The sequence below is a fragment of the Anaerosacchariphilus polymeriproducens genome, from assembly GCF_003363435.1.
Classification (GTDB): Bacteria; Bacillota; Clostridia; order Lachnospirales; family Lachnospiraceae; genus Anaerosacchariphilus; species Anaerosacchariphilus polymeriproducens.
Window position 1 is genome coordinate 300,473 of sequence record NZ_QRCT01000012.1, and the last position, 26,976, is coordinate 327,448.

The window sequence follows — 26,976 nt, forward strand, 5'->3', positions numbered from 1 at the left end:
CTTGATTATATAAAAAGAAAGGGAGGAAAAGTGATGAAAAAAAGTAATATTAGATCCATTATACTAGCACTATTTTTTAGTTTCTTATTTATTTTTACAAGTTCCTTTGGACATGTAGTTTTAGCGGCAAAGCCTGATCGTATAGCGCCGACAGCACCGTCTAATTTGAAGGCAGTAAATATTACAGATACATCTATTACACTGTCATGGACTGCATCTACAGATAAAGTTGGAGTAGCAGCATATTATGTTTACTGCGATAATAAATTTTTTGCAACAACATCAGATACTACATATGTCGTAAGTGGTTTAACACCTGAGACAAAATATCAATTCTATATTATGGCGAGAGATGCTAGATATAATATATCACCAGCTAGTAATGTAATATATGAAACGACTCATCCAGCACCTATACCAGAGCCAGTACCAGAGCCAGAGCCCGCACCGGCACCAGAGCCCGCACCGGAACCAACACCAGAACCCGCACCGGAACCGGAACCGACACCTGAATCACCTGCGAAAAAAGTAGTAGGATATTATGCCGCATGGGCAGCTTATTCAGGTTATCTGCCTACTCAGATTGATGCCGGAAAGCTTACACATATCAATTACGCTTTTGCAAATATAGGTTCTGATTTAAAGTTAACGTTAGGCTACCCTGATATAGATGTAAATAATATAAAACTTTTAAATTCTCTCAAACAAACGAATCCAAATTTGAAAACACTAATATCGGTCGGTGGATGGAGCTGGTCCGGCAAATTCTCTGATGCAGCTTTAACGGATGCGACCAGAACTGCATTTGCGGATAGTTGTGTAGCTTTTATCAAACAGTATGGTTTTGATGGAGTTGATTTAGATTGGGAGTATCCGGTCAGTGGAGGTTTGTCGACCAATTCAAGACGTCCTGAAGATAAACAGAACTTTACTTTACTGCTGCAAAAAATAAGAGAAAAACTTGATGCACAAGGTACAATAGATAATAAACATTATCTGCTTACCATTGCAGGAGGAGCATCTTATTCTTATGTAAATAATGTAGAAATGTCAAAATTAGCTCAATATTTGGATTATGCTACTATTATGACTTACGATTTACATGGTACTTGGGATAAATATACAGACCTACATGCACCACTTTATTTAAATAATGATACCACACCTCAATATAAGACAAGTGTAGACAGTGCTGTGAATGCATGGCTGAATGCTTCATTCCCGGTGGACAAGCTTGTACTTGGAATCCCATTTTATGGATACATATATTCATCCGTAACGAATTCAAATAATGGATTATACCAAACATTTGCAGGTGCCAACTCCATCAGTTATCAGTCTATTGTTGCTAATTACTTGAATAAACCAGGATACACCAGATATTTCCATTCGCAGTCTATGGTTCCTTGGTTATTTGATGGCTCAGTATTTATTAGTTACGAAGATTCACAATCAATTAACGTGAAAACAAATTATATACATACAAAAAATTTAGGTGGAGCTATGGCGTGGGAATTAAGCCAAGATCCAAGCGGTACTCTTTTAAATTCAATATACAACGGAATGAAATAACCTAAAAGTAATTATAAGGCTGAAGCCAGGAGGGAATCCAGGCTTCAGCTTTTTATATTGTGGTTTTAAAACTCCAATTACCAACACGGTAATTATAGTTTTCAAGAAACATTTCATTAAATTCAGAAAACCCATTTTTGGTATAAAATATTCGGTTTTTCTGTGTATTTGTTATTAGAGTAAATAATCCGCCACCGTTCGATTGTATATAAGGAAAGATACAGTCCTTCAGCATATGACTGCCAATATTCTGCCCTTGATAATTACCATCAACAACTAAAGTTTCAAGATACCACATCTTATTGCTTAAAAGATGGCAAGCCTGCTTAGATTTCTGCGTTATTTGAAGAAGGTTTTTCATACAAGTAATTCCCCCTTGAATAACTAAGCTCAACCCTCCAGCGATTATATAATCCATTAGATTAATTTCTTTGTCACGGTGTTTCAATAGTGCTGCTGTAATAATATTTCCATCTTTAATCCCAACGAAACAGCAATGTTTTTTATAAAATAACTTAGTATTTAAATAATGAAGTTGATACATTAATTTTTCATCAATTTTGTCAGGCGGCATTAACAAACGGAATAGTGGATAACTTTTAAAAGAATCTGTAATTAACCTCGCTACATTTTTTAGTTCACTAAATTTTGCTTCTCTAAATTCAATCATAATAAATTCTCCTATCTTAAAGATAATAAACAGGTGTTGATTAATGTTTAAATGTATATTACAATAGAGTTGTTCCTTATTCAATAGTTAATAATAATAAGGTTGTTCGTTAATGTACAAGTAGAATAAAATTGTTTAGTAGATTGGAGAGTTTTATGGAAGATAGAAGAAAAATAAGAACAAAAAGAGTAATAAAAGAAACATTTCTAGACTTGTTAAAAGAAAAAGAAATCAACAAAATCAGCGTTGCAGAGCTAGCTGATAGAGCAGATATAGGCAGGGGAACATTTTATCTTCATTATAAAGATATTTATGACCTCTACGAGCAGTTTGAAAATGAAATTTTCGATCAATTAGAAGTTTTTTATGATAATAAGATACTAAACTCATCTTTTTCGAATGTTGAAAAGTTTGTAGAATTGATCATAGAGTATATATTTGCTAATAAAGAAATATTCCAGATTTTGATTGGAAGTAACAAAGGTATACAGAATACGAATAAATTTAAAGAGTTTTTCAAGAAAAAAGAATGGGAACTTTCAAAATCAATAAATGGTGAAGTCTCAGAATATCAAAAAGTAGAGTCTGCTTTTACCGTTGCGGGTGTGGTCAGCGTATTGGAGGAATGGGTGATAGAAGGTATGATTATATCACCAGATGAGCTGGAAAAATATTTAAAAAAAATATTGCTTAAGTTTTAAACATGAAGTAATTATTTATTGCACGATAAGAGTGCAAATCATTATTTGTAGAAAGAATTTTTCAATTCTATAATTAGTATATAATTAATAAAAATGTACTTATTAAAATAGTACGGAATGGAGTAGAATATGAAAAAGTTTGAATATGTAATTAAAGAACCTGTAGGAATTCATGCAAGACCGGCTAGTTTGTTAGTGAAAGAAGCATCTAAATTTAAAAGCAATATTATTATCTTCCGAGATGAAGAAAATGCAAATGTTAAAAGATTAATGTCTTTAATGGCATTAGGTATAAAATGCTCAGAAACAGTGAAGTTTGAAGTTGAAGGTGAAGATGAAGAGATTGCAGCAGAACAAATGGAAAAGTTCTGTCAATTAAACCTGTAAGGGATAATGATATGGAAAAGTACGAAGGAAAGGCTGTCTTTGGTGGGATAGCAATAGGAAAGATTAAAGTTTTTCAAAAAGAAGAAATTGTAGTAAAAAGAAAGCATATTGAAGATGTTGAATTTGAAAAACAGCGTTTTGAAGATGCAAAAAGTGAAGCAATGAAACAATTATCCGAGTTATATTTAAAAGCAGTGAAAGATGTTGGAAAAGCTGGAGCGGATATATTTGAAGTACACCAAATGATGTTAGATGATTTAGATTATCTTGAGTATATTTATCAATTAATAGAGAATCAAAACGTAAATGTCGAATATGCTGTGGCAATGGCAGGGGATAATTTTTCTTCCATTTTTTCAATGATGGACGATGAGTATATGAAGGCTAGAGCAGTAGATGTGAAAGATATTTCTGAACGGTTAATACATATTTTATCAAATGGTAAGGGAATGTCAAAACTTGAAGAGCCTTCTATAATATTAGCAGAAGATTTAACGCCTAGTGAAACCGTACAGATGGATAAAGAAAAGATACTCGCTTTTGTTACCGTAAAAGGATCAGCAAATTCCCATACGGCTATTTTGGCTAGAATGATGAATATACCTGCTCTGATTGGGATTAATATAAAAATAGATGATTTATTGTCTGGTAAGAAAGCGATAGTAAATGGAAATACTGGTACTTTTTATATAGAACCTGATGATGAAACTTTATCAGAAAATATGAAGCAGCAGGAAATAGAAGCAGAAAAGAAGAGATTATTAGAGACTTTAAAAGGAAAAGAGAGTATAACAAAGGCTGGTAGAAAAGTTAAGTTATATGCGAACATTGGAAGCATATCAGATTTAGGTAGTGTTCTGAAGAATGATGCAGAGGGTATTGGTCTGTTCCGGAGTGAATTTTTATATTTAGGAAGAAATTCATTACCTACGGAAGAAGAACAGTTTGAGGTTTATAAACGAGTTGTGGAGACGATGGCAGGGAAAAAGGTTATTATTCGGACCATGGATATTGGTGCAGACAAGCAGGCTGATTATTTAAATTTAGAGGAAGAAGAGAATCCGGCATTGGGTTATCGGGCTATCAGAATATGTCTAGATCGACCCTCTCTTTTTAAAGTACAGCTTAGGGCTATATTACGAGCAAGTGTTTATGGTAATATAGGCATTATGTATCCTATGGTGATTTCTGAAGAAGAAGTTGACCAAATTATTGAGATAGTTGAAGAAGTAAAAAAAGAGTTACTTGATGCCGATATTCATATCGGTGAAGTTGAACAGGGAATTATGATTGAGACTCCGGCAGCAGTCATGATCAGTGACAAGCTTGCAAAAAAGATGGATTTTTTCAGCATAGGAACAAATGATTTGACGCAATATACTTTGGCAATCGATCGTCAGAATCCTAAACTAGATAAGATATATAAACCACATCACGATGCAATATTAAGAATGATACAAATGGTAGTGGATAATGCTCATAGGGAAGGGTGCTGGGTCGGAATTTGTGGAGAGCTGGGTGCCGATACTTCTTTAACAGAAAAATTTGTGGAGATGGGAGTAGATGAGCTTTCAGTAGCGCCAGCCTTAGTTCTTACTGTTAGAGATGTAATAAGAAATCTAATTTAGAAAATAGCTAAACAGAAGCGGAGGCTATTATGATGCAATTTAAGCAAGTAGAATTAATTAATTATATGTTAAATAATAAAGCTAAGGTTCTGACATCACAACAATTAGCGGATGCATTGCATGTGTCGATTCGTTCAGTAAAAACTTATATTTCACAAATTAATGATAGTGGGAAAGGCAAAGTAATCATTTCAAACAAAAATGGTTATATGCTTAATATCCCAATAGCAAAAAGTCTGTTAGAACAGGAAAACAAATTGGTTCCACAAACATATGAAGACAGATCGAATTATATAATTAAATTGTTCTTCCTTAATCATACAAATTGTCTGGATCTATTCGATTTGGCTGATGATATGTTTGTTAGTGATTCAACGTTAAAAATGGATATTAAGAAAATGAATAAAAGATTTAAAAGTTTTAATATCCAGTTTACGATTGAGAAAAATAATATTAAACTAACGGGACCGGAAAAAAATATCAGAAAGCTTTTCAGCTATATTTTATATGAGGAAGTTGATAACCATTATATGGACCTACAAGTATTGAAGAAGAATTTTGTTAATGTAGATGTTGACTCAATACTGCCGATTATTAGAAAAGCGTTTATAAAGAATAATTTTTATATTAATGATTTAGCATTGAGAAATTTATTAATACATTTAATCATAATTATTGAGCGTATCATTGAAGGAAAAACAGTTTCCAACGTCGTATTGCCGTCTTTCGATAATGAAGCTGAGAATTTATGTGTTTCAGAAATATGTGAAAATTTGGAGCAGCAGTTTAATATTCGAATCAGTTCGGAAGAAAAAAATGAAATTTATATGCTCTTTAAATCTAGTACAAACTTAGTCATTAATAATAGTATGCAGGATCTGACATTATTGGTTGGAGAGGAAATCGTTCATCAGACAAAGGAATTAGTGTATTTGATTAAAAGGCAGTACTCCGTAGATTTGGATTCGGAAAATTTTATAATACCTTTTGCTTTGCATTTAAAGAATTTATTATTGAGGGCTAAGAATTCTACTTATATAAAAAATCCAATGCTTGAAATGATTAAGTCACAGCATTTAATTTTATTTGATATAGCACTTTTTGTTTCACTTCAATTATCAAAGAGATATCAAATCATTATGGGTGAAGATGAAGTGGCTTTTATTGCGTTGCATATTGGTGGAGAAATTGAGAGGCAGAAAAACAATAATTCAAAAGTAAGTGTAGTACTTTTATGTCCCAGCTACATGAAAATAGAATCACGCCTTTATAATGAACTTCTTTTAAATTTTAATAATGATATTAATATAGTTGCATCAGTTAAGGATACCTTACAATTAGAAGATATGAATTTTGATTTACTGGTATCTACAATAAAGGTCAAGCCAAAAGTACATTGTGAAATAGCAGTGATTTCTCCATTTATGACGCAGGGTGATAAGTTTGAAATACAGGCTAAAATTGAAAGTACACAAAATAATAAAAAGAAGAAGGTATTAAAGAAATATTTTCATGATTATTTTGAAGAAGATTTATTTTTTGTTTGCAACAAATCCTATGATATGTTGCAGGCAATTGATCTGCTTACAGATAATTTATTAAATATGGAATATGTTAGAAATGATTATAAAGAAAACGTACTTACAAGAGAAAGAGCAGCAAGTACAGCGTTTGGCAAGATTGCAATTCCACATTCGGTTGAAATGAATGCTTATAAAACGTGTATATCTGTGATGATCAGTAGAAGTGGGATAAAATGGGACAAGCAAAGAGTAAACGTAATTTTAATGATTGCTATTAATAAACAAGACAATAATGCTTTTCGGGATTTATATGAATCATTAGCCGTAATTTTCTCAGAAGAAAATAATATTGAGTTAATTAAAGAATGTGATTCGTTTGAATTGTTCGAGAGTACTTTAAAATCAATTATCAGTTAGTAGGTGTAAAATGACGAAATATATTTTTTTAGATATCGACGGGACACTTTTTGATCACAAAACGAATGCCATTCCACAAAGTGCATTATTTGCACTTAAGAGTGCAAGAAGTGCCGGGCACAAAATATTTATTTGTACGGGGCGCTCTTTTTGTCAATTAGAGCATGTCAAGCAAATTGATTACCATGGTGTTGTATGTTCTTCGGGAGCATTTATTGTAGTTGGTGACAAGATTATTTTTCAAGAACATATCGATATAAAAGATATCAATAACATATTAGAATTATGTACTGCATTGAATATTGCTTTGAGTTTAGAAGGACTTACGGGTATCTATATGCAGGAAGCAGCTAAAAAACTTTTTCTTGAAAAAATAAGGATACTTCCAGAACAGGAAGAAGAATTATTAAAAAATCATGGTTCTTTAGATTTTTCTAAGTTTAAATTAGAAAAAGATAAGATATATAAGATATCGCTATATTGTAGAGGTTGTGATTCGTTAGATAGGTTAAAGACAGCTTTAGGAGAAAGATTTAATTTAATAATAACAACAAAAGAAAACGAGGTTGGTAATACAGATATTGCAGTAGCCGAACTTACTCTTACCAAAAACAATAAAGCTACAGGGATTAAAAAAGTCATGAGTTATTATAATGCAGATATGGCAGATACGATTTCAATCGGTGATAGTATGAATGATATAGAAATGCTCGAAGAAAGTTATGTGGGCATCGCTATGGGAAATGCTGATCCGAGATTAAAAGAATATGCAGATTTTATTACTACAGATATTGATAAAAATGGATTGTATCATGCTTTTTTAAAGTATCATTTAATCGAGAATTAAAATGATTAAGAATCAGTTATAAGTTGCATTTGAAGGTGCAAATTGTAATTTGATTCTTTTTTTTGATTTTGACATAATAAAAGTGTAAAAAGCAAGTTAAAAATATGATATCAGGAGGGACGCAAAATGGAAGATTTAAAAGTAATTTTATGCTGTGGTGCAGGTATGTCTAGCGGATTTCTTGCTAATGCATTAAAAAAAGCAAGCAAAAAAAGAAAGATGAATATTTCGGCTTCTGCTCATGCAGAAAGTAACGTAATGTCAGTAGTAAAAGAAGGGGTTGATGTTTTGTGCATAGGTCCTCATTACGCTTCAAGGTTTGATACGTATAAAGAACTATGTTCAGGCTATGATACGGATGTAATTTTAATACCTAAAGATATCTATGGAACACTAGATGGTGAAGGCTTATTGGATTATATAATGCAACAACGAAATAAGTAATAATTATTATATGGAGAAGGAAGGATTGTTAATATGAAAAAGTTTATGGATTGGTTAAAAGATTCTTTTGCACCTACAATGAATAAAGTAGTTGAAAATTCATGGGTGTCTGCTGTATCACAGGCAATGATGAGGGTTTTACCTTTTATTTTAGTTGGATCGTTAGTCTTTTTTTATAATGTATTTGTGTCTTATGTACCAAGTCTTCCAAATTTAAATTCGATACAAGTTTACTCATTTTCTTTTATTGGTATCTTTATCGCATTTTTGATTCCATACAATTTAATGGAATTGAAAAAAAGGAATAAGTTTCAAATACCTGCAGGATTATTGGGATTTTCATCATTTATAATGTGTTTGAATCCAAAATTTGATGAAAATAATTTTATTAGTTTTAGTTTTGGAGAATTTGGACCTTCTGGTATTATGGTTGCCATTGTTGTAGGATTAATTGTTGCATTTATCTTTAATCTTTGGACACGTTTCGGTTTCTTAGAAGATAGTGCTACGATACCTGGATTTTTAGCAAACTGGATTAATAGTATTGTACCTATTTTTGTAACACTTCTCATAATTATGCTGGCCGTTACGAATGGAGGATTTAATTTAGTAAATGCAGTAAATACGGTATTTAAACCAGTAGCTGCTTTTGGACAATCTTATCCTGGTATGATATTCATGTGTCTGACACCAGCTATCTTATACTCCTGTGGTATTTCTTCTTGGGCTTTTGGAGCAATTTCCACACCAGTGTTTATGGCAGGTATTAACGCTAATATCGCTGCAATTGCAGCAGGAGGCACTGCGACAAATATTGTAACAAGTGAGACAGTTTTTACTGCAGCATTAATCACAATGGGTGGTATGGGTGCTACATTACCATTAGTAGTTCAAATGCTATTTTCAAAATCAAAGAAATTGAAAACATTAGGACGAGTTTGTGTTGCACCAAGTATTTTTAATATTAATGAGCCGGTTATATATGGGACTCCAATAGCATTTAATCCAATGTTGATGCTGCCGTTATGGATTAATTCAATTACAGGTCCTACGATTGTATATTTTGCAATGAAAACAGGATTGCTTAATATTCCAGGTAAAATGATTCAGGTAGGTCAGGTTCCGGCACCTATTTCATCCGTAATGATAACAGAAGATTTGAGAGCAATTATTTTCTACGTTATTTTATTTGCAGTATATTTTGTAACATGGTTACCATTTTATAAAGTATACGAATCTCAGTGTGTAAAAGAAGAAATGGAGCAAGCCGAAGCATAATGACACAATTATATTAACATAAGTAAGAAAGAGGTATTATATGGAAGAATATATGGAAAACGAATTAGTAAGCGTTGCAATGCAAATCATATTGAATGCAGGAGATGCAAGAAATGCAGCACTTGCAGCACTTGACGCAGTAAAAACAGGTGATTTTACAGAAGCTAAGAAAAAAATTGAAGAAGCGAAAGCAAGTATCCGTTTGGCACATGTATCACAAACGGAAGTGATTCAAAATGAAACAAGGGGGAAAACATATCAGCCTTCACTACTATTTACACATGCTCAGGACACAATTATGACAATTAATTCAGAAGTAATATTGGCAGAGCAGTTACTGGGTTTATTTGAAAACGTATATAAAAAAATTGAGTCATTATAGAGTAGGAGGACTATTATGTATAACAAAGAATTTCCTGAAGATTTTATGTGGGGTGCATCTACATCTGCCTATCAGGTTGAGGGTGCTGCATTTACAAATGGGAAGAAACCATCTCAACAAGATATTATTAATAAAGAGAACTACAAAAAAAGAGGGTTTGCAACAGCTGAAATAGCAAGTGATCATTATCATCATTATAAAGAAGATGTTGCATTAATGAAAGAAATGGGTTTTAAAGCGTATCGTTTTTCCATTGCTTGGAGCAGAGTTTTTCCAGATGGAGTTGGTGACGTAAATGAAGAAGGAATACAGTTTTACAGGGATTTGATAGATGAATTACTTGCAAATGAAATCGAACCCATTGTTACACTTTACCACTATGATTTACCATGGGCTCTTGTAGAGAAATATAATGGTTGGTTAAGCAGAGAAGTGGTTAAGGATTTTGAGTATTATGCTACATATATCATTGAGGAATTTAAGGATAAAGTTAAGTATTGGACGACAATCAATGAGCAGAGTATCATTGTACAATTTTGGACGCAGAAATGCTTTATACCTGAGGAGCTTCGGTCAAATGATCAACTTAGGTATCAAATTAATCATCATATGAATCTGGCACATGCGATAGCCTGTAAATTAGTTCATGAAAAAGTGAAGGATGGTATGGTCGGATCAGCAATTGGTTATGCACCAGTATATCCTCTGACAAGTAGTCCACAAGATGCTATGGCAGCTCAAAATGCTCACGATTTGCATAATGCATTTTATCTTGATATTTATTTTAAAGGTATTTATACGAAATCAGCAATGGCTTACTTGGAATCCAAAGGACTTGCTCCTGAAATTGAACCAGGTGATATGGAACTGATTAAGGAAGGATATTCAGACTTTTTAGCATTAAATTATTACTACAGCGATTGTGTAAAAGCTTGTCCTGAGGACGATGAACTTCGATTTGCAGGAGTTAATTGGACAGGTGTGAAAGGGGCTATGGATGGGCATGAACATCAACCTGGTTTTTTCCAGATGTGTGCAAACCCAGAACTAGAAACCTCAGATTGGGATTGGGCAATTGACCCTACAGGATTGGAATATCTTTTAAGAGATATTTATACACGTTATAATAAGCCCTTAATGATTACGGAAAATGGGTTAGGAGCTTATGATACTTTAACTGAAGATGGCAGAATTCATGATCCATATCGTGTTGAATATTTAAAAAATCATATTAAGGCAATGAAAAAAGCGATGGATTATGGCGTTGAAGTACTGGCTTATTGTCCTTGGTCTGCAATTGATTTACTTTCTACCAGCAACGGCATAAAGAAACGATACGGATTTATATATGTAGATCGTACGGATGATGATCCAAAAGAATGTAAAAGAATTAAAAAAGATTCATTTTACTGGTATAAGAAGTTGATTGAATCAAACGGAATAGATTTTGATTAAAATGGAGGGCAATAAGATATGATTATTTTTGCCATGGTCATGAATGCAGTATGCTACTTTGTATCGAATATATATCAGAATAAGTTTTCAGAAAGTCTGGCAGATAAAAAGTATCCGTTGCCCTTATTTCAAGAAGTTTGGATGGGAATTGCCGTGATAGCTTTACTAATTATTAAACTCATATCAGGGGAATTCCAACTTTCAGTAGATACATTGGTGATTGCTGCCATTTCAGGAATTTTTGCAGCTTTAAGCGGAATGATGTTGGTATTGGCGCTGGGAAATGGTCCAATGTCGTTAACCATCCTGTTGTTTTCTATTAATTCAGTGATACCAACTATTTTATCGTTATTTTTATTAAATGAGAAGCCTACGGTATTTCAAATTATTGGAATTATATTAATTCTGGGGATTTTCATTTTAATTAACTTTAATAAGAATGATTTGGGAATGCAGATTAAAAAAAAGTGGTTTTCTTATATTAGTTTAGCAGTTTTATTTACCGGAATCAATTTATTCTGCATTAAGTTACAACAAAATAGGCATCCCAATCGTGAACTGATAGAATATACGGTGATACTTTATTTAAGTGGGATGATTATTACTATGATTTGTTTTGTTTTCTTATACAGGACAGAAAAGGATAGAAAGAAAATTAATTTTAATTTCCAGCCATCTGTATTTTATCTACCTGCAATTATAGTTGCATTAATGCAGGTAGGTGCAATGCTTTGCAGCTTATATAATTCGTCAAGAATTCCGTCTATCATTTTGTTTCCGGTCACACAATTGCTGACATTAATGTTAACAACCATTTTTTCAATTGTCAAATTGGGTGAAAGACTGAACAAAAAAACAATATATTGTATAACGGCATCTGTAATAGCGATTGTTATAATAAATTTATAATAGATAGGAGGAAATAATGAGAAAAGCAAGAAAAGGTTTTCCGAATGATTTTTTATGGGGGGGAGCCGTAGCTGCCTGCCAGGTGGAAGGGGCATATGATATGGATGGAAGAGGACTATCAACTTCAGATGTACATATGTTTTCTAAAAATTTGGACAGGGCAAATGTGCCTAAGGAAGGCGGAGGAACTTTAGAGGAGATTCAAATTTATCTAAATGATACAAAAAACTATTATCCAAAGCGCTACGGAATAGATTTTTATCATACTTATAAAGAAGATTTGGCATTATTAGCTGAGATGGGGTTTGGTACTTTTCGAACTTCTATTTCATGGTCTCGCATATTTCCAAAAGGAAATGAATTAGAACCGAATGAAGCAGGACTGAAATTTTATGATAATCTGATCGATGAAATCATAAAAAATGGAATGGAACCAATCATAACAATTTCACATTATGATATGCCTTTATATCTTGTTATGGAATATGGAGGCTTTGCGAATCGGAAATTAATTGAGTTCTTTGTCAGGTATGCTGTGACCTTGTTAAAACGATATAAAGATAAAGTGAAATATTGGATTGTATTTAACCAAATAAATCTATTACAATATTGTTCCTGGGGTTCCATTGGATTACTTGATGATTATGCTGAAGATTTAGAAGAAGTAAAGTTTCAAGCAGTTCACCATCAGTTTGTAGCAAATGCGCTTGTTTATGAGCAAGGGAAAAAAATAAATCCTGATATGCAGATAGGAACAATGGTAGCAGATTGTACTTTTTATCCATTTTCTTGTAAGCCGGAAGATATTGTATTAACTATGAAACGTAACAGGATGCAGTATTTTTATACGGACGTACAGTTACGTGGGGAATATCCGGATTATGCATTAAGATTTTTTGAAGATAATGGATGGAATATTAAAATGGAGCCTAGCGATGAAGAGGTAATTAGAAATAATACACAAGATTTTTTAGCAATTTCTTATTATGCTTCTTATGTAGTTGACTCAGAGAAATGTGGCATGAACCCGAAAGATGTTGTATTAAATCCATATTTAAAACCTACTCCATGGGAATGGAGGATGGATCCTCTCGGTCTATATAATTGCTTATCTCAGTATTGGGATAGATATCAAGTGCCTATCATGATTGGTGAGAATGGTTTTGGTGCAATAGATAGAGTAGAAGAAGATGGTAGTATTCATGATGATTATCGTATTGATTATTATCGACAGCATATCAGCCAGATGAAAGAATGTATTAAAGATGGAGTAAACATATTCGCATATTGTGCGTGGGGTCCGATAGATCTGGTCAGTTCTTCAACAGCAGAAATGAGTAAACGGTATGGTTTTATTTATGTAGATCAAGATGATGAAGGAAAAGGAACAAAGGTTAGAAGTAAAAAGGATTCTTTCTATTGGTATAAAAAAGTAATTGAATCTAATGGAGAAGACTTAGAATAGTAGAAAAATAAGGCTGAAGCAAGAGAATCCCGGCTTCAGCCTTATTTTTATATTTTGAATTTTGCGAATGCTGTCCGTAAGTCTTCAGCCAAGTTAGCAAGTGACTTTACTGAGAGTGAAATTAGAATTTTCTTTGTCGTTTAAAAACGGTAAAAATAAACTAATAAATATTGACTATATTTTATTAAGTGTTATAATTAAAAAAAGGATGAAGGGAGAATAAGATGAAGGAAAAGAAATTGACACTAGGGAAGAAACTTATTATAGGATTTGTAGTAATAATTATTTTCCTATTAGGGGCTGCACTAACGTACAGAATTATAAAAACACAGGGAGTAATAGAGGGGTTTGTGGAAAATTCTAAAATAGATAGTCCGTGTTTTGTATTAGCTGCTCAAAAAAGCGGCTTTAAAGAAGAAGTTGTGAAACAAGTTGTTGATAAGTTGAAGAAAGAGGAGATACAGATCAGGGTAATGGATGTAACTCAGTTGTCTGAATTAGACGATTCTGAATGGGATGGAATGGTCATATTGACCACAGTAGAGTCCGGACAGATTCAAAAAGATTCTCATAAATTTTTAAAAACGCACGTCAACGAATATAATCGAATAGGAGTTGTTTTTACTGCAGATTCGAATTCGTGGAAACAAAAAGATATCGATATTGATGCAGTATCTTCTGCTTCATTAAATAGAAATGTTAACTCATGTGTAGATAGTGTTTTAGAAAAGAGTTATGATATTTTAAAGCGAATTAATGAAAAATGAGAGGATAGAATTTATGCAGTTAGCGAAAATGATAGTATTAGGTTCATTAGAGGTATTAGAAATGGGCAGTGGATATGATATTTACCAATTCTTAGACAAAAATCAAATTAGTAGATGGACAGATATACAAAAGCCTTCTATTTATAATGCTTTACGTCAATTAGAGAAAGAGTGCGCCATAGAACAGACAAAGCAGATTAAGGTTGGTAAATATCCAGAGAAAGTGGTGTATCAAGTCAATGAAAAGGGAAGAAAACTTTTTGATTCTTTACAGGAGGAAGCATTTCTAGGAATATATCCCCGCTTCTTTGGTTTTAAATTAGCATTAAAGTTTAATCGCCGTCGTACTTTAGAAGAGATAAATCACTTTGGAAATAAGGCTATAAGCTTAATTGATGAGAAACTAAAGGATATGGATGAATATTTAGAGAGTCTCCCAAAAAACAGTAATGAATGGAAACGAAATTTATTTTTTATAGATCATGATCGCCGTTTATATAATGCTGAAAAAGAATGGATTAAAGAAGCGTTAGAGCAAATAAAGAAAGAATCGGTTATTTTGAAAAATGTTTTATAATTTAACAAAGAATATAAAGGAAAGGTCTATATGAAGAAAGAAGATTTAATTAATGAATCAAATTTTTTTGTTGAGAGATCTGACTATAATTTTATAAAAAAAGAAGATGCTCTCTCAATTCAAGTAGAAGGTATGAAAATTTTTGATTCACCGCTCTTTGCATTTGGATGTGCAAAGGATCCGTATTTTCAATTATTTCAAAATTCAGCAATCGTAAGTGAAAAGTTTTTGCTTCCCCAAGAATGGCTGGATGGAGCGAAAACCGTAATCTCCTTCTTTTTGCCTTTTACAAAAATAATTAATGAAAGTAACAAAAAACATAAAAGGACTCCTTCACAAGAGTGGCTTCATGGAAGAGTAGAAGGACAGTATTTTGTAGAGAAATTGTGCATTTTTATAAGCGAACGAATTAAGGAAAATGGATTCAGAAGTGTTATTCCTTCCATAGATCCCAGATTTAAAGTCACATCATTTTCCAGTAATTGGTCTGAGAGGCATGCAGGATTTGTATGTGGTCTTGGAACTTTCGGGTTATCCAAAGGATTAATTACTGCAAAAGGTATGTCAGGAAGAATTGGAAGCGTTATTACTGACCAAGAATTTCCACTTGATAAGCGTGAATACAGTGAAGTTTATGAATATTGTACCATGTGTGGTGCTTGTGTAAAAAGATGCCCCGCCAATGCAATTTCAAAAGAGCATGGAAAAAATCATAAGCTGTGTTCGGATTACATAGATGAGATAGCAAAGCTGCATAAATCAAGATATGGTTGTGGAAAATGTCAAGTAGGAGTGCCTTGTCAAAGTAAGATTCCTTAATTTATTACGATAAAAATAGGAACTTTAAATTGTCTCAATTTGTGCTATAATTTAAAAGATTGGGTTTCAAAGTACGAATTAGATTGGGAGAATATTATGAGTAAGTTACCTGCATATATAAAAATGTACAATACAATAAAAGCTGAAATTCAGAAAGAGATATACCAAGTTGGCGATTTACTGCCGGTAGAAGCTGAATTGGAGAAGTTGTTTTCTGTTAGCAGAACTACAGTCCGAAGAGCCATGGAACTGTTATCACGTGAAGGTTTTGTAGAAATTAAACAGGGCCGGGGAACTATGGTCTTAGATTATAGAACCAAGCAGAACCTTAATCAAGTGACTTCTGTTTCAGAAACCTTAAGGCGTAAAGGTTATACTGTAAAAACAAAAAGCATGTACATTGATATTATTCATGCTCCTTCCAATTTGGCAGAAGAACTTATGATAAATCAAGGGGAAATGATTGCCAGAGTTCAGCGTATTCAACTTGCGGATGAAAAACCAGTTGCAATTATGAAAAATTACATCCCATATCCTCTAGTTCAGGGAATAGAGGAATACACGAATCAGTTCACAGCTTTATATCAATTTTTAGAGGAAAAGTATGAAATACAGATTGATGCAGCCAAGGATAAAATATATGCAAAAGGAGCTGATTTTACAGAAGCGGAGATGCTTAGAGTGAAACCAGAGACGGCTCTTCTTTGTATTCGGAGAGTCTGCTTTCAGGATGAGAGACCGGTATGCGTGGATGTAGTAAGTATAATAGGAAATCAATATGAATTAGAACTTTCCATGATGGGACGTTATAAGTAAAGGAGCTGCAATATGGAAAATATGTTTAATAGGGATCTCTCCCGCTGTATCGATATTAGTTGTGTCAAAGCAAACCATACGTTAGCGGAAATCGATGCAATGATAGAGAGTGCAATTAAGTATCAATTTGTCTGCGTTTTTGCACTGCCCTCTTTTACAAAATATATTGCTGACAAGTTGAAAGAAGAAACTGCAGTCAATATCGGAGGTACGGTAGGCTTTCCGACAGGAGCGGATACAACGGCATCGAAAGTATTTCAAGCAAAAGAGTTATTGAGCTTTGGAGCAGACGAATTAGATATGGTAATTAATATTACACAAATGAAATCACACAATTTTGATGTCGTATATCATGATATCAAAGCAGTTGTAGATATTGCGGGTGGAAGACCTGTAAAATCCATTATAGAAACTGCTTATTTAACAGTAGACGAAATAAGAAAAGCATCTGAGATAGCAGAAAAAGCTGGAGTTTCCTTTATTAAGACCGGTACCGGATGGTCCGGCCAGCCTACGACCGTGGAACATATACGTACAATTAAAGAAGTTGTTCAAAATCGGGTTAAAATAAAGGCCGCCGGCGGTATACGAAGTCTGGACACCCTCGTTCAAATGAAAAATGCAGGATGTGACCGTTTTGGAATCGGAGTTTCTTCTGCATTGAAAATTATGGAAGAAGCGGGGCAGAAGTAATTATTTTTTTGTATCATATTTTTGATGTAAATTGGAGCTTAGGTTCCAATGATAATACCGGCATACAATAATTCTTTTAAATCAAACACATTTCCTTTTTCACAATAACTGATCATATCTGTGATTTCATCCTCGGTGCCCTGAATATTCATAAAACAATGACCTTCGACTGTTTAACTTTAAAACGATAGGGTTTGTATATTCAGGACTGATTACGTGATTGACAGATATGATTTTATTGTCATAACCTTTTTCGTCAATGCGGATTTTGATCTTTTGTATTCTTTGCATACTTGTCTCTTCCGTATGATCGTCTGAAATCTCAACTACGGTTCCGTGAATATAGTTATCATCTTTAAATTTCTCAGAATTTATCATAGTAAATCCCACAAGTATTAATATAAATAAAAAGATTAGTTGTTTCGGAAACATGAGTTCACCTTCTCCTTATAATTAAAATTTAGTACAAGTTTAGTTCCTTTAATATAATATTTTTGCCGGACTGAAATATTACAAATTTAAGAATAGAGTAATTATAAAAACGGATATCAGGAAAATGTAAATATAGACGGTTTTAGAAAAATTTTGTCTAATAAAGAAATAAAAATGCTATTTCTTCTATCTTGGAAGATTTTAACAGGATGATTATAATATAGATAGATGGATAACATAACTGGTTTTTATGTATTATTTTCATGGAGGGAAAATGAATGATTGTTGATGAAGAAAAGGTTAAAGAGTATTTAAAAAAATGTAGTACCGATTGTTCGAATATTAATATGAAACTAAGAAAACTGCAGGCAGCATTGGACAAGTTTGTGGCTTTTGATGAATATTCAGGAAAAGAGGCAGAAAGTGCAAAAGCATTTATAAAAAATGTGGAGCAGCCAATGGCAGAAGATATCTCGGTAGCGTTAAACGAGCTAGTGAGAATGCAGAATATTATTTTAGAGGAACTTGATACTGAATTTGCTCCATCTAAAGTGGCAGATATTTATACTGAAAAATTTAATCTGATTGAACAAGATTATAAAAAAATATGTGACGGCTTAGAACTGTGTATCGATACCTGTAACGTTCATTTAGACAGTGACGAGCCGGTATCTTCTATTTATGATGCTTTATGTAATGTATATTATGATAGTGATATGGAAGATTCAGAAAAGAGTGATGCTTCAACTGTGAAAGATGTAATAAACTGGTTTAATTTTCTTACGGATAGAAAGTTAAAGAATGTAACTTATAAAATTTGTGAAAGTATGGTAAATTCAGGGGTTATAGAAGATTTAAAAAAATTATATCATAGTTTATCAGAAGAAGAACGGGGAGATATTCATACAATAGTAAACTTAATAGTTGCCTTTTATGCAGAACATGAGGAAGAGCTTTATCATCTTCCCATATGGCATGAAATTATAGCAGATTTTTTGGGATTTGTTTATGATCCGGAGACAAAATGCTATCATACAAAAGAAGGTTCTCTTCAAAATGCGATGGGATTCGGAGTTACATTCGACAAATTAGGTCCTCTTTTGGGAATGGATCTGGCGGAAGTTTCCGTAGTATTTAAATATAACAATAGACATTATCTTTTTGAAATTTGGGTAGGAAAATATGGATATGGATCATGCAGTGGTGGAGAGATAGGGATTTATAGTTTAAGTACTAATGAGTATGAGCAAATTAAAAAAAATGGTGAAAGTGTATTTTTTCAATGTGCCAAAGAATATGAGCAATTTATAATGAAGTTTGTAGTACGTAATAGAAAGACAGGGGAAGTAATTAGTAGTAAAGATTCTTCTAAAGGAGATGGTGACGGATCAGATTTTTGGGGATTAGCAATAAAGACGGATGATCATACCGATAAAGAAGATTTAGAAATAGCTGCATCGATTAATCATGATGATATTGAATACTTATTAGCATTACAACAAATGTTGCAAGAAAAAGTGAAGACAATTCTTGATAAGAATAACCAAAAATTGTCATTTACATTTTCCTATTACAAAATGAAACATAGTTATGTTTGAACAGAAAAATGTCGTTTAATATTATTGACTATTAAAAGGTTATCAACTATAATGGTGATATCAATGTTACATAATTAACAATTATTATAAGGAGGGTATTTTATGAAAGGTTTTGCAATGCTTGGAATAGGCAAAGTGGGCTGGATAGAAAAAGAAGCACCGAAATGTGGGTCTTATGATGCGATTGTCCGTCCCATTGCAATTGCTCCGTGTACATCAGATGTTCATACGGTTTGGGAAGGGGCTATTGGTGAACGTCATGATATGATTCTGGGACATGAAGCCGTTGGTGAAGTAGTAGAAGTAGGAGAATTTGTTAAGGATTTTAAACATGGAGATAAGGTAATTGTTCCTGCAATTACGCCGGATTGGAATTCCCTTGAAGCTCAGGCAGGTTTTCAAATGCATTCAGGAGGTATGTTATCAGGCTGGAAATTTTCAAATTTTAAAGATGGGGTATTTGCTGAATATTTCCATGTAAATGATGCAGATGGGAATCTTGCTTTGCTCCCTGATGGAATGGATCCGGCTGCTGCATGTATGTTGAGCGATATGGTACCTACAGGCTTTCACGGAGTTGAGCTGGCAGATGTACAGTTTGGTGATGCCGTTGTTGTTATTGGGATTGGACCGGTTGGATTAATGTCGGTAGCAGGAGCTGCTCTTAGAGGTGCATCACGCATTTATGCTGTTGGATCCCGTCCAAATTGTGTCCAAATTGCAAAAGAATATGGAGCTACAGATATTATTAATTACCGTCAAGGTAATATTGTTGACCAAATCATGGACAAAACGAGTGGAAAAGGGGTAGACAGAGTTATTATTGCAGGCGGAGATGTAGATACCTTTGCTCAGGCGATCAAAATATTAAAACCCGGCGGCCGGATAGGAAACGTTAACTATCTGGGAGAAGGAGATTTTATTAAAATTCCCAGGATCGAATGGGGATGTGGAATGAGTCATAAAACAATTGCAGGTGGATTGATGCCCGGAGGAAGGCTTCGAATGGAAAAACTTGCTTCACTTGTGGAAACGGGAAGACTTGATACAAGTAAATTAATTACCCATGCATATAAAGGGATCGAAAATGTAGAACAGGCACTTATGCTTATGAAGGATAAACCGGGAGATTTAATAAAGCCTGTTGTAACGATGAATTGGTAGAAATTTATTAAGAATACATAACATAAGAGTTGTCGCAATCCAATTTGGGATTTTGGCAACTCTTTTTCTTTTCAAGTGATAGTGTTATAGTAGAGTGAGACCCACTAATTAATATCAAAATAAGGAGGAATTTTTTGCAAGGATATAATTGTATTATGATTTTTAATTCACAAAAAAGTGAGTTGCTTTTTATAAAAAGATTAAAAGATCCTTATAAAGGTCTTTATAACTTTGTAGGTGGAAAAATTGAAAAAGAGGAAGACGGATTTGTAGCAGCTTACCGAGAACTTTATGAAGAGACCGGAATCTCGTCTAAGGACATAAAATTATATCATATGATGGACTTTAAATACTATAATCAAGACTGCTATGTAGAAGTTTATGTAGGGATTCTGTTTAATGAAATTCAGTTGAGGCAAGAGTTACATCCATTATATTGGCTCCCTATAAGTGAGGATTTTTTTGATATGAGGAAATTTGCAGGAGAAGGAAATATTGGGCATATGGTAGAGCAAGTCAAAATATATGGTTTGGGAATTTTACAGTCAGATATTTAGTTGTAAGGAAATTGTATGCTTCAGATAGTCATTTAAGAATAGGTATAAACATAGAATGAACAATAAAGTTAGGTTGATTTTATAGGGTGCATAAATATGAACATTGATTTTCATTATTTTACAGTAAAAACGTTGTGCATGGCAGCAGGAATGAGTGAATATGAAGCTCAAATTGTTTCGAGCTATTCGCAATTTGTCGCAGATTATACAGTGTGGGAGAACTATCAATTCTTAGAAGTTCCAGATTTTGCAATGTGCTTAGTTTTGAATACGACAGTACCATATGAGTTTTATACAGTAACAACTGCTTTTACCAGTTTTATCGATGATGCCCGGTTGGTAATAGATAAGTATCAAAAGGAAATTGCGGTTCCTTTTCATTTTATTCCAGATAAAAGATTAAATGAATTTGAGTCTCATACGCAAACGCGAGAATATCGGACGAAAGCGGTAGATATATTCGGCAGTGATTTGATTTGTCAGCTTTTAGATGATGCAAAAATAAAGTATCATAGGCTTCCCGGAAGATATGAATTAATGAGAATAGGAATTCTTTTACATATTTATGCTGATACATATGCTCATCAATTATTCTCTGGATTTCGTAGATGGACTAATTTCAGTTTTCTGAATCACGCTATTTCTCATATAACAGGAGAAGTTATTACCGCTCAATATGATCCTGTTTTTTATAGTGTACTGCCTTCTATCGGGCATGCAAATGTGAATACGGCACCTGACGACTTTTATATCACTTGGAATATGAAAATGGCAAGTAATAAAGAAGAGAAGTATATTCAGAATTATACAATGATTTATGAAAGGAATAATCCAATGGTCTTTATTCAAATGACGAGTTGGCAGATTTTACTATATATCTGTTCCTGCATAAAAAGACCAATGGTGGATGAAAATACTTGGATGGATATAAGTAGTCGCTTGTTACATGCACTTAATACTACGGAAAATGATCCGAAGATGCTCGCAATAAGATGGCATAGGTATTTTCCTAATTATCAATACAATTATGATAAAGACAGTTTATGGAAAAATGCATTAATTCCAATAGAAGGAACACAAGAGAATAATAAGAAATGGAATGTTGATACCATGCTTCCAAGTCAGGTACCGATAGAAAAAGAATTAGGAGGTTTATATAAGACTGCTACAAATGATTTTTTTCAATACAATGTGCTTGCCAAAGAAATCAGAGATGAAGTTATAAAATAAATAAGACCGGTTGAAGAAGTATAAAAGCCGGTCTTACCTACAGATAAAAATTAATATATGAATTCAACCATTACATTGGCTTCAATTTGCTTTTTGCCTGGTTCAATAGGAGTTGCTGCGATACCTTCCCTCAAATTAAAGCTTCTGGGGGGAAAAGGTGCAGTGGTATTTTCGGTAATTTGTTTCGGGACCGGATTTATTAAGATTCCTAAAATGCCAGAAATCGATCTGGCTTTTGTATAAGCGTTCATAACAGCAAGGTTCAGTGCTTCTAAATAGTATGGTTCTATATTAGATATATCAAATTCTATTAAATCGATGATATTAGCCCCTGCGCTAACGGATTTGTCAATAACGTTTCCTATTTGCTTCAAATCATTTATTCGGATTTCTAACATATTCGTGACCATATATCCTTTGTCTATTTGTTTTCCATTTTCAAACTCATAGATTTTGTCTATGTTATATTGAAAAGTCTTGATATTGGTGATACCGAGTTGATTAAGTGTATCCAGTACATTTTGGCTGATCATTGCATTTTCTGTTTGCGCGTCTGTTAAATTTTGATTATTAGTCTTCACACCCAAACGAAGGATTGCAATATCAGGATCTGCTGTGACCTGTCCTTTTCCAGATAATTTCATAGTATTGTATTCAAGTGTATTTTGCATTGTAGAATTGTTCATAAAAAAGCCTTTCAAATAAAGTTACAGTAATATATGTTGAATTTAGTTGAGTGTGTCATTAAATGAAGTGTACAAGCATTCCAGGTATTGGTATAATTGTACAGTGGAAGGAAGGTGTAAAAATGTATTTTATAATTCAAGATGGCATGATTGAAGAAGTAGAAGAAAGCGAGTGGAAGAAAAGTGAAGATGCAATTGGAATATTCACAGTGGAAGAATGGAAGAAACAGTTAGAGTTAAATAATAATCATTATTTTAACCAACAACATGACTCTGTCCACTTTTGTAAACTTGAGTGTCATGCAGAATATTTATACGGAACATTATGTATTTTGGATAAAGTAAATCTAAAAAAAAGTACAGGCTTTGCTTTTTACATTCAAGAAGGAAGAATAATTTTTATAGATGATACCGGTTTTGTAAGTGCTAGTGTAGAAAATATCGCAAAAATCAGGAAGAGACGAGAATATTCGATGGAGCGATTTTTATATGATTTCTTGCTTTTGCTCATAGAAAATGATTTGCAGCATTTAATAACATTGGAAAGAGAAATCTCAAAGATAGAAGAAGAAGTTCTAATAAGAAAGAGTGAAAATTTTAATGGCCGAATGAGTATCATAAAAAAAGAAATTGCTCGTTTATATCGTTATTATTCCCAATTATCAGATGTGGGAGAAGGATTAACTGAAAATGAGAACGATTATTTTGCTAAAAATGATATTACCACATTTAAAGTATTTACAGATAGGGTTACAAGATTGCGGAGCGAAGCGTTAGTATTACGTGAATATGCAATGCAAGTACAGGACGTTTACCAATCAGAGATCAGTATTAGGCAAAATGATGTTATGAAAGTGTTGACAATTGTAACTACCATATTTTTGCCATTAACATTAATTGTAGGATGGTATGGGATGAATTTTAAATATATGCCAGAATTGAAATGGGAGTACGGTTATCCTGTTGTTATATTGCTTTGTATTACCGTAGTTATGATTGGTATATGGATATTTAAGAATAAGAAGTTTTGGTGAATGTTGTAAAAATGAGTCGATTATTAAAAAATTACGAAAATAATTGCAAATAAAGACATAATTTGTAGAAAATTGTTCTGAATGTTCAAATAATACAAACAAATGAGTAAGTTTGAATGAAAAAATCTTATAATGGACTTTTTTACCAAATAAAAGTGTGATATAATAGTTAAGACGCAACTGTTGCAAACACTAAAATCATTTAGGAGGTAGTGATAAAATGGCAAAAAGGGTTTATAAGTTTGAAGAAGGGAACGCTAATATGCGCGACATTCTTGGTGGTAAAGGTGCGAACTTAGCGGAAATGACAAATTTAGGAATGCCAATTCCCCAAGGGTTCACAATTACATCGGAGGCTTGTACAGATTATTACGAAAGTGGAAAACAAATTTCTGAAGAAATTCAAAAACAAATCTTTGAAGCATTGAACTGGTTAGAAGGCGTCAATAATAAAAAATTTGGAGATACGCAGGATCCATTGTTAGTGTCTGTTCGCTCGGGATCACGTGCATCCATGCCTGGGATGATGGATACAATATTAAACCTGGGACTTAATGATATTGCAGTCGAGGGATTTGCTCAAAAAACAGGAAACCCAAGATTTGCTTACGATTCCTATAGGCGTTTTATTCAGATGTTTTCAGATGTAGTTATGGAAGTTCCAAAGTCTTATTTTGAAAAAATTATCGATGAATTGAAAGAAGAAAAAGGTGTTCAATATGATGTTGATTTAACAGTTGACGATTTAAAATTATTAGTAAATAAGTTTAAAGAGATTTATAAAAATGCTATGAATGGACAAGAGTTTCCACAAGATCCGAAGGTTCAGCTGATGGAAGCTGTTAAAGCGGTATTCCGTTCATGGGACAACCCTCGGGCGATTGTTTATCGTCGTATGAATGATATACCAAGCGATTGGGGAACAGCAGTAAATATACAGACTATGGTATTTGGAAATAAAGGAACAACATCTGGTACCGGTGTTGCATTTACAAGAAACCCATCTACCGGTGAAAAAGGCATCTATGGTGAATATTTAATCAATGCTCAAGGTGAAGATGTTGTTGCAGGTGTGCGCACGCCTCAGCCTATCAGCCAGTTAGAAAAGGACTTGCCGGAAAGCTATCAACAGTTTTTAGAGATAGCGATGAAGTTGGAAAACCATTATCGTGATATGCAGGATATGGAGTTTACGATTGAAGAAGGTAAATTATACTTTTTGCAGACACGTAACGGAAAGAGAACAGCACCTGCTGCTCTCCAAATTGCTTGTGATTTGGTAGATGAAGGAAAGATTACAGAAGAGGAAGCGGTTCTTAGAATTGAAGCAAAATCGTTAGACCAGTTGCTGCATCCAACATTTGACCCGGATGCATTAAAAGAAGGAGAAATAATTGGAGAGGCTCTGCCTGCATCTCCCGGAGCTGCTGCAGGAAAAGTTTATTTTACAGCTGATGATGCAAAAGCTGCAGGGGTTGGCGGAAAAGGCGAAAGAGTTATTCTTGTCCGTTTAGAAACATCTCCGGAAGACATTGAAGGAATGCATGCATCTCAGGGTATTTTAACCGTTCGTGGAGGGATGACTTCACATGCTGCTGTAGTGGCTCGCGGAATGGGAACTTGCTGTATCTCCGGTTGTGGAGAAATTAAGATAGATGAAGAGGCCAAAGTATTTGAATTAAGTGGACATGTTTTCCATGAAGGAGATTATGTTTCCTTAGATGGAACGACCGGTAAGATTTATAAAGGTGACATTAAGACTGTGAAGGCTTCCGTAAGTGGAAACTTTGAAAGAATTATGGAGTGGGCTGATAAATTTAGGAAACTAAAAGTCCGTACAAATGCAGATACTGCTGTAGACACCTTGAATGCAGTTCAATTAGGAGCAGAAGGAATAGGACTTTGCCGTACCGAGCATATGTTTTTTGAAGCAGATCGAATTCCAAAAATACGGAAAATGATTTTGTCTAATACAGTAGAACAAAGAGAAAAGGCATTGAATGAATTAATTCCTTTCCAGAAAGCTGACTTCAAAGCGATGTATAAAGCACTTCAGGACAGGCCGATGACAGTACGTTACCTGGATCCGCCTTTGCATGAGTTTCTACCTACAGATGAGGAGGATATCGAGCAGTTAGCCAAAGATATGGGGATAACTGTAGAGCAGGTAAAAGCTAAATGTGATGAGTTGCATGAATTTAATCCAATGATGGGACATCGAGGCTGCCGGTTAGCCGTTACCTATCCAGAGATTGCGAGAATGCAGACAAGAGCAGTTATTGAGGCGGCCATAGAAGTGAAAGAGGAAGATGGGTATGATATTGTACCTGAAATTATGATTCCTTTAGTCGGAGAAGTGAAAGAATTAAAATTTGTAAAAGATATCGTAATAGAAACAGCAGAACAAGTAAAGCAGGAAAAAGGATCTGACATCAAATACTATGTTGGTACTATGATTGAAATTCCTCGTGCTGCATTAACTGCTGATATGGTTGCACAGGAAGCTGATTTCTTCTCATTCGGAACCAATGATTTGACACAGATGACGTTTGGCTTCTCACGTGATGATGCAGGTAAATTCTTAGAATCCTATTATAATACAAAGATTTTAGAATCTGACCCATTTGCTAAGCTAGATCAGACCGGTGTTGGCCAACTGGTTGAAATGGCAGCTAAAAAGGGACGTGAAACAAATGCTGAAATTAAGTTAGGTGTTTGTGGAGAGCATGGCGGAGATCCGGCATCAGTAGAATTTTTCCATAAAATTGGCTTGAATTATGTGTCCTGTTCCCCGTTCCGTGTTCCGATTGCAAGACTGGCGGCAGCACAGGCGGCTATCGTTCATAAGTAGGTGAATTCTTTTTATCTTCATCCCACTATTTGCAGAAATGTAATAGTGGGATTTTTTTTGGAGAAAGTAAATGT

Annotated in this window: 26 protein-coding genes; 23 read left to right on the plus strand and 3 right to left on the minus strand. The window is 33.7% G+C overall.

What is annotated here, in order from left to right; all coding sequences use genetic code 11:
* The first annotated feature begins 33 nt into the window (after nt 1-33).
* On the plus strand, nt 34-1,572 hold the full coding sequence (locus tag DWV06_RS04235; RefSeq protein ID WP_115480915.1) for a glycosyl hydrolase family 18 protein: 1,539 nt from the start codon (nt 34-36) through the stop codon (nt 1,570-1,572).
* A gap of 52 nt (nt 1,573-1,624) precedes the next feature.
* On the opposite strand, the gene DWV06_RS04240 is transcribed toward DWV06_RS04235, so the two are convergent.
* Complete coding sequence (locus DWV06_RS04240) at nt 1,625-2,242, minus strand: GNAT family N-acetyltransferase (RefSeq protein ID WP_115480916.1); 618 nt, start codon at nt 2,240-2,242, stop codon at nt 1,625-1,627.
* Nucleotides 2,243-2,397: 155 nt separating this feature from the next.
* Here DWV06_RS04240 and DWV06_RS04245 point away from each other — a divergent pair, with 155 nt between their 5' ends.
* From DWV06_RS04245 to deoC, 16 genes are all read left to right on the plus strand, one after another.
* Entirely contained in the window at nt 2,398-2,943 is a 546-nt protein-coding gene (locus tag DWV06_RS04245; protein WP_115480917.1) for a TetR/AcrR family transcriptional regulator, read from the plus strand.
* A 129-nt stretch (nt 2,944-3,072) separates the two neighbouring features.
* A complete protein-coding gene (locus tag DWV06_RS04250) occupies nt 3,073-3,330 on the plus strand; it encodes an HPr family phosphocarrier protein (RefSeq protein WP_115480918.1) in 258 nt (85 codons plus the stop codon).
* Between the two features lie 11 nt (nt 3,331-3,341).
* Entirely contained in the window at nt 3,342-4,958 is a 1,617-nt protein-coding gene (ptsP, locus tag DWV06_RS04255; protein ID WP_115480919.1) for a phosphoenolpyruvate--protein phosphotransferase, read from the plus strand.
* 29 nt (nt 4,959-4,987) lie between these two features.
* Nucleotides 4,988-6,898, plus strand: a complete 1,911-nt coding sequence (locus tag DWV06_RS04260) for a BglG family transcription antiterminator (protein ID WP_115480920.1) — start codon at nt 4,988-4,990, stop codon at nt 6,896-6,898.
* Nucleotides 6,899-6,908: 10 nt separating this feature from the next.
* A complete protein-coding gene (locus tag DWV06_RS04265) occupies nt 6,909-7,745 on the plus strand; it encodes a Cof-type HAD-IIB family hydrolase (RefSeq protein WP_115480921.1) in 837 nt (278 codons plus the stop codon).
* A 126-nt stretch (nt 7,746-7,871) separates the two neighbouring features.
* A complete protein-coding gene (locus tag DWV06_RS04270) occupies nt 7,872-8,189 on the plus strand; it encodes a PTS sugar transporter subunit IIB (protein ID WP_115480922.1) in 318 nt (105 codons plus the stop codon).
* A gap of 33 nt (nt 8,190-8,222) precedes the next feature.
* Nucleotides 8,223-9,467, plus strand: a complete 1,245-nt coding sequence (locus DWV06_RS04275; protein WP_115480923.1) for a PTS sugar transporter subunit IIC — start codon at nt 8,223-8,225, stop codon at nt 9,465-9,467.
* A gap of 40 nt (nt 9,468-9,507) precedes the next feature.
* Nucleotides 9,508-9,849 (plus strand): PTS lactose/cellobiose transporter subunit IIA, encoded by a 342-nt coding sequence (locus tag DWV06_RS04280; protein WP_115480924.1) that lies wholly within the window; start codon nt 9,508-9,510, stop codon nt 9,847-9,849.
* Nucleotides 9,850-9,864: 15 nt separating this feature from the next.
* The gene (locus tag DWV06_RS04285) at nt 9,865-11,304 is read left to right on the plus strand and encodes a glycoside hydrolase family 1 protein (RefSeq protein ID WP_115480925.1); all 1,440 of its coding nucleotides are present in this window, start codon (nt 9,865-9,867) and stop codon (nt 11,302-11,304) included.
* Between the two features lie 18 nt (nt 11,305-11,322).
* On the plus strand, nt 11,323-12,213 hold the full coding sequence (locus DWV06_RS04290) for an EamA family transporter (protein ID WP_115480926.1): 891 nt from the start codon (nt 11,323-11,325) through the stop codon (nt 12,211-12,213).
* A 16-nt stretch (nt 12,214-12,229) separates the two neighbouring features.
* On the plus strand, nt 12,230-13,678 hold the full coding sequence (locus tag DWV06_RS04295; RefSeq protein WP_115480927.1) for a glycoside hydrolase family 1 protein: 1,449 nt from the start codon (nt 12,230-12,232) through the stop codon (nt 13,676-13,678).
* Between the two features lie 224 nt (nt 13,679-13,902).
* The gene (locus tag DWV06_RS04300; RefSeq protein ID WP_115480928.1) at nt 13,903-14,445 is read left to right on the plus strand and encodes a hypothetical protein; all 543 of its coding nucleotides are present in this window, start codon (nt 13,903-13,905) and stop codon (nt 14,443-14,445) included.
* Nucleotides 14,446-14,458: 13 nt separating this feature from the next.
* Complete coding sequence (locus tag DWV06_RS04305; RefSeq protein ID WP_162300572.1) at nt 14,459-15,022, plus strand: PadR family transcriptional regulator; 564 nt, start codon at nt 14,459-14,461, stop codon at nt 15,020-15,022.
* Between the two features lie 30 nt (nt 15,023-15,052).
* On the plus strand, nt 15,053-15,841 hold the full coding sequence (locus DWV06_RS04310; protein WP_115480930.1) for a 4Fe-4S binding protein: 789 nt from the start codon (nt 15,053-15,055) through the stop codon (nt 15,839-15,841).
* Nucleotides 15,842-15,937: 96 nt separating this feature from the next.
* Nucleotides 15,938-16,657, plus strand: coding sequence for a GntR family transcriptional regulator (locus DWV06_RS04315; protein ID WP_115480931.1), 720 nt, complete (start codon nt 15,938-15,940; stop codon nt 16,655-16,657).
* A 12-nt stretch (nt 16,658-16,669) separates the two neighbouring features.
* Nucleotides 16,670-17,350 carry a deoxyribose-phosphate aldolase gene (deoC, locus tag DWV06_RS04320; protein WP_115480932.1) on the plus strand — a complete coding sequence of 227 codons (681 nt, stop codon included), beginning with the start codon at nt 16,670-16,672 and terminating at the stop codon, nt 17,348-17,350.
* Between the two features lie 126 nt (nt 17,351-17,476).
* Here deoC and DWV06_RS04325 read toward each other — a convergent pair whose 3' ends face one another.
* Entirely contained in the window at nt 17,477-17,782 is a 306-nt protein-coding gene (locus DWV06_RS04325) for a hypothetical protein (protein WP_115480933.1), read from the minus strand.
* A gap of 278 nt (nt 17,783-18,060) precedes the next feature.
* Here DWV06_RS04325 and DWV06_RS04330 point away from each other — a divergent pair, with 278 nt between their 5' ends.
* The 4 genes from DWV06_RS04330 to DWV06_RS04345 all read left to right on the plus strand — a co-directional run bounded on the left by DWV06_RS04330 (nt 18,061) and on the right by DWV06_RS04345 (nt 22,331).
* A complete protein-coding gene (locus DWV06_RS04330; RefSeq protein ID WP_115480934.1) occupies nt 18,061-19,380 on the plus strand; it encodes a DUF4474 domain-containing protein in 1,320 nt (439 codons plus the stop codon).
* A gap of 102 nt (nt 19,381-19,482) precedes the next feature.
* Nucleotides 19,483-20,544: an NAD(P)-dependent alcohol dehydrogenase gene (locus DWV06_RS04335; protein WP_115480935.1), complete on the plus strand. Its 1,062-nt coding sequence runs from the start codon at nt 19,483-19,485 to the stop codon at nt 20,542-20,544.
* A gap of 134 nt (nt 20,545-20,678) precedes the next feature.
* Nucleotides 20,679-21,101 (plus strand): NUDIX hydrolase, encoded by a 423-nt coding sequence (locus tag DWV06_RS04340; protein WP_115480936.1) that lies wholly within the window; start codon nt 20,679-20,681, stop codon nt 21,099-21,101.
* Nucleotides 21,102-21,197: 96 nt separating this feature from the next.
* On the plus strand, nt 21,198-22,331 hold the full coding sequence (locus tag DWV06_RS04345; protein ID WP_115480937.1) for a DUF6765 family protein: 1,134 nt from the start codon (nt 21,198-21,200) through the stop codon (nt 22,329-22,331).
* Between the two features lie 50 nt (nt 22,332-22,381).
* Here the strand turns inward: DWV06_RS04345 and DWV06_RS04350 are convergent, their stop codons facing one another.
* The gene (locus DWV06_RS04350) at nt 22,382-23,017 is read right to left on the minus strand and encodes an SIMPL domain-containing protein (protein WP_115480938.1); all 636 of its coding nucleotides are present in this window, start codon (nt 23,015-23,017) and stop codon (nt 22,382-22,384) included.
* A 122-nt stretch (nt 23,018-23,139) separates the two neighbouring features.
* Between DWV06_RS04350 and DWV06_RS04355 the strand changes: the two genes are divergently transcribed.
* A complete protein-coding gene (locus tag DWV06_RS04355; protein ID WP_162300573.1) occupies nt 23,140-24,051 on the plus strand; it encodes a magnesium transporter CorA family protein in 912 nt (303 codons plus the stop codon).
* 220 nt (nt 24,052-24,271) lie between these two features.
* Complete coding sequence (ppdK, locus tag DWV06_RS04360) at nt 24,272-26,902, plus strand: pyruvate, phosphate dikinase (RefSeq protein WP_115480940.1); 2,631 nt, start codon at nt 24,272-24,274, stop codon at nt 26,900-26,902.
* The last annotated feature ends 74 nt before the right edge of the window (nt 26,903-26,976 follow it).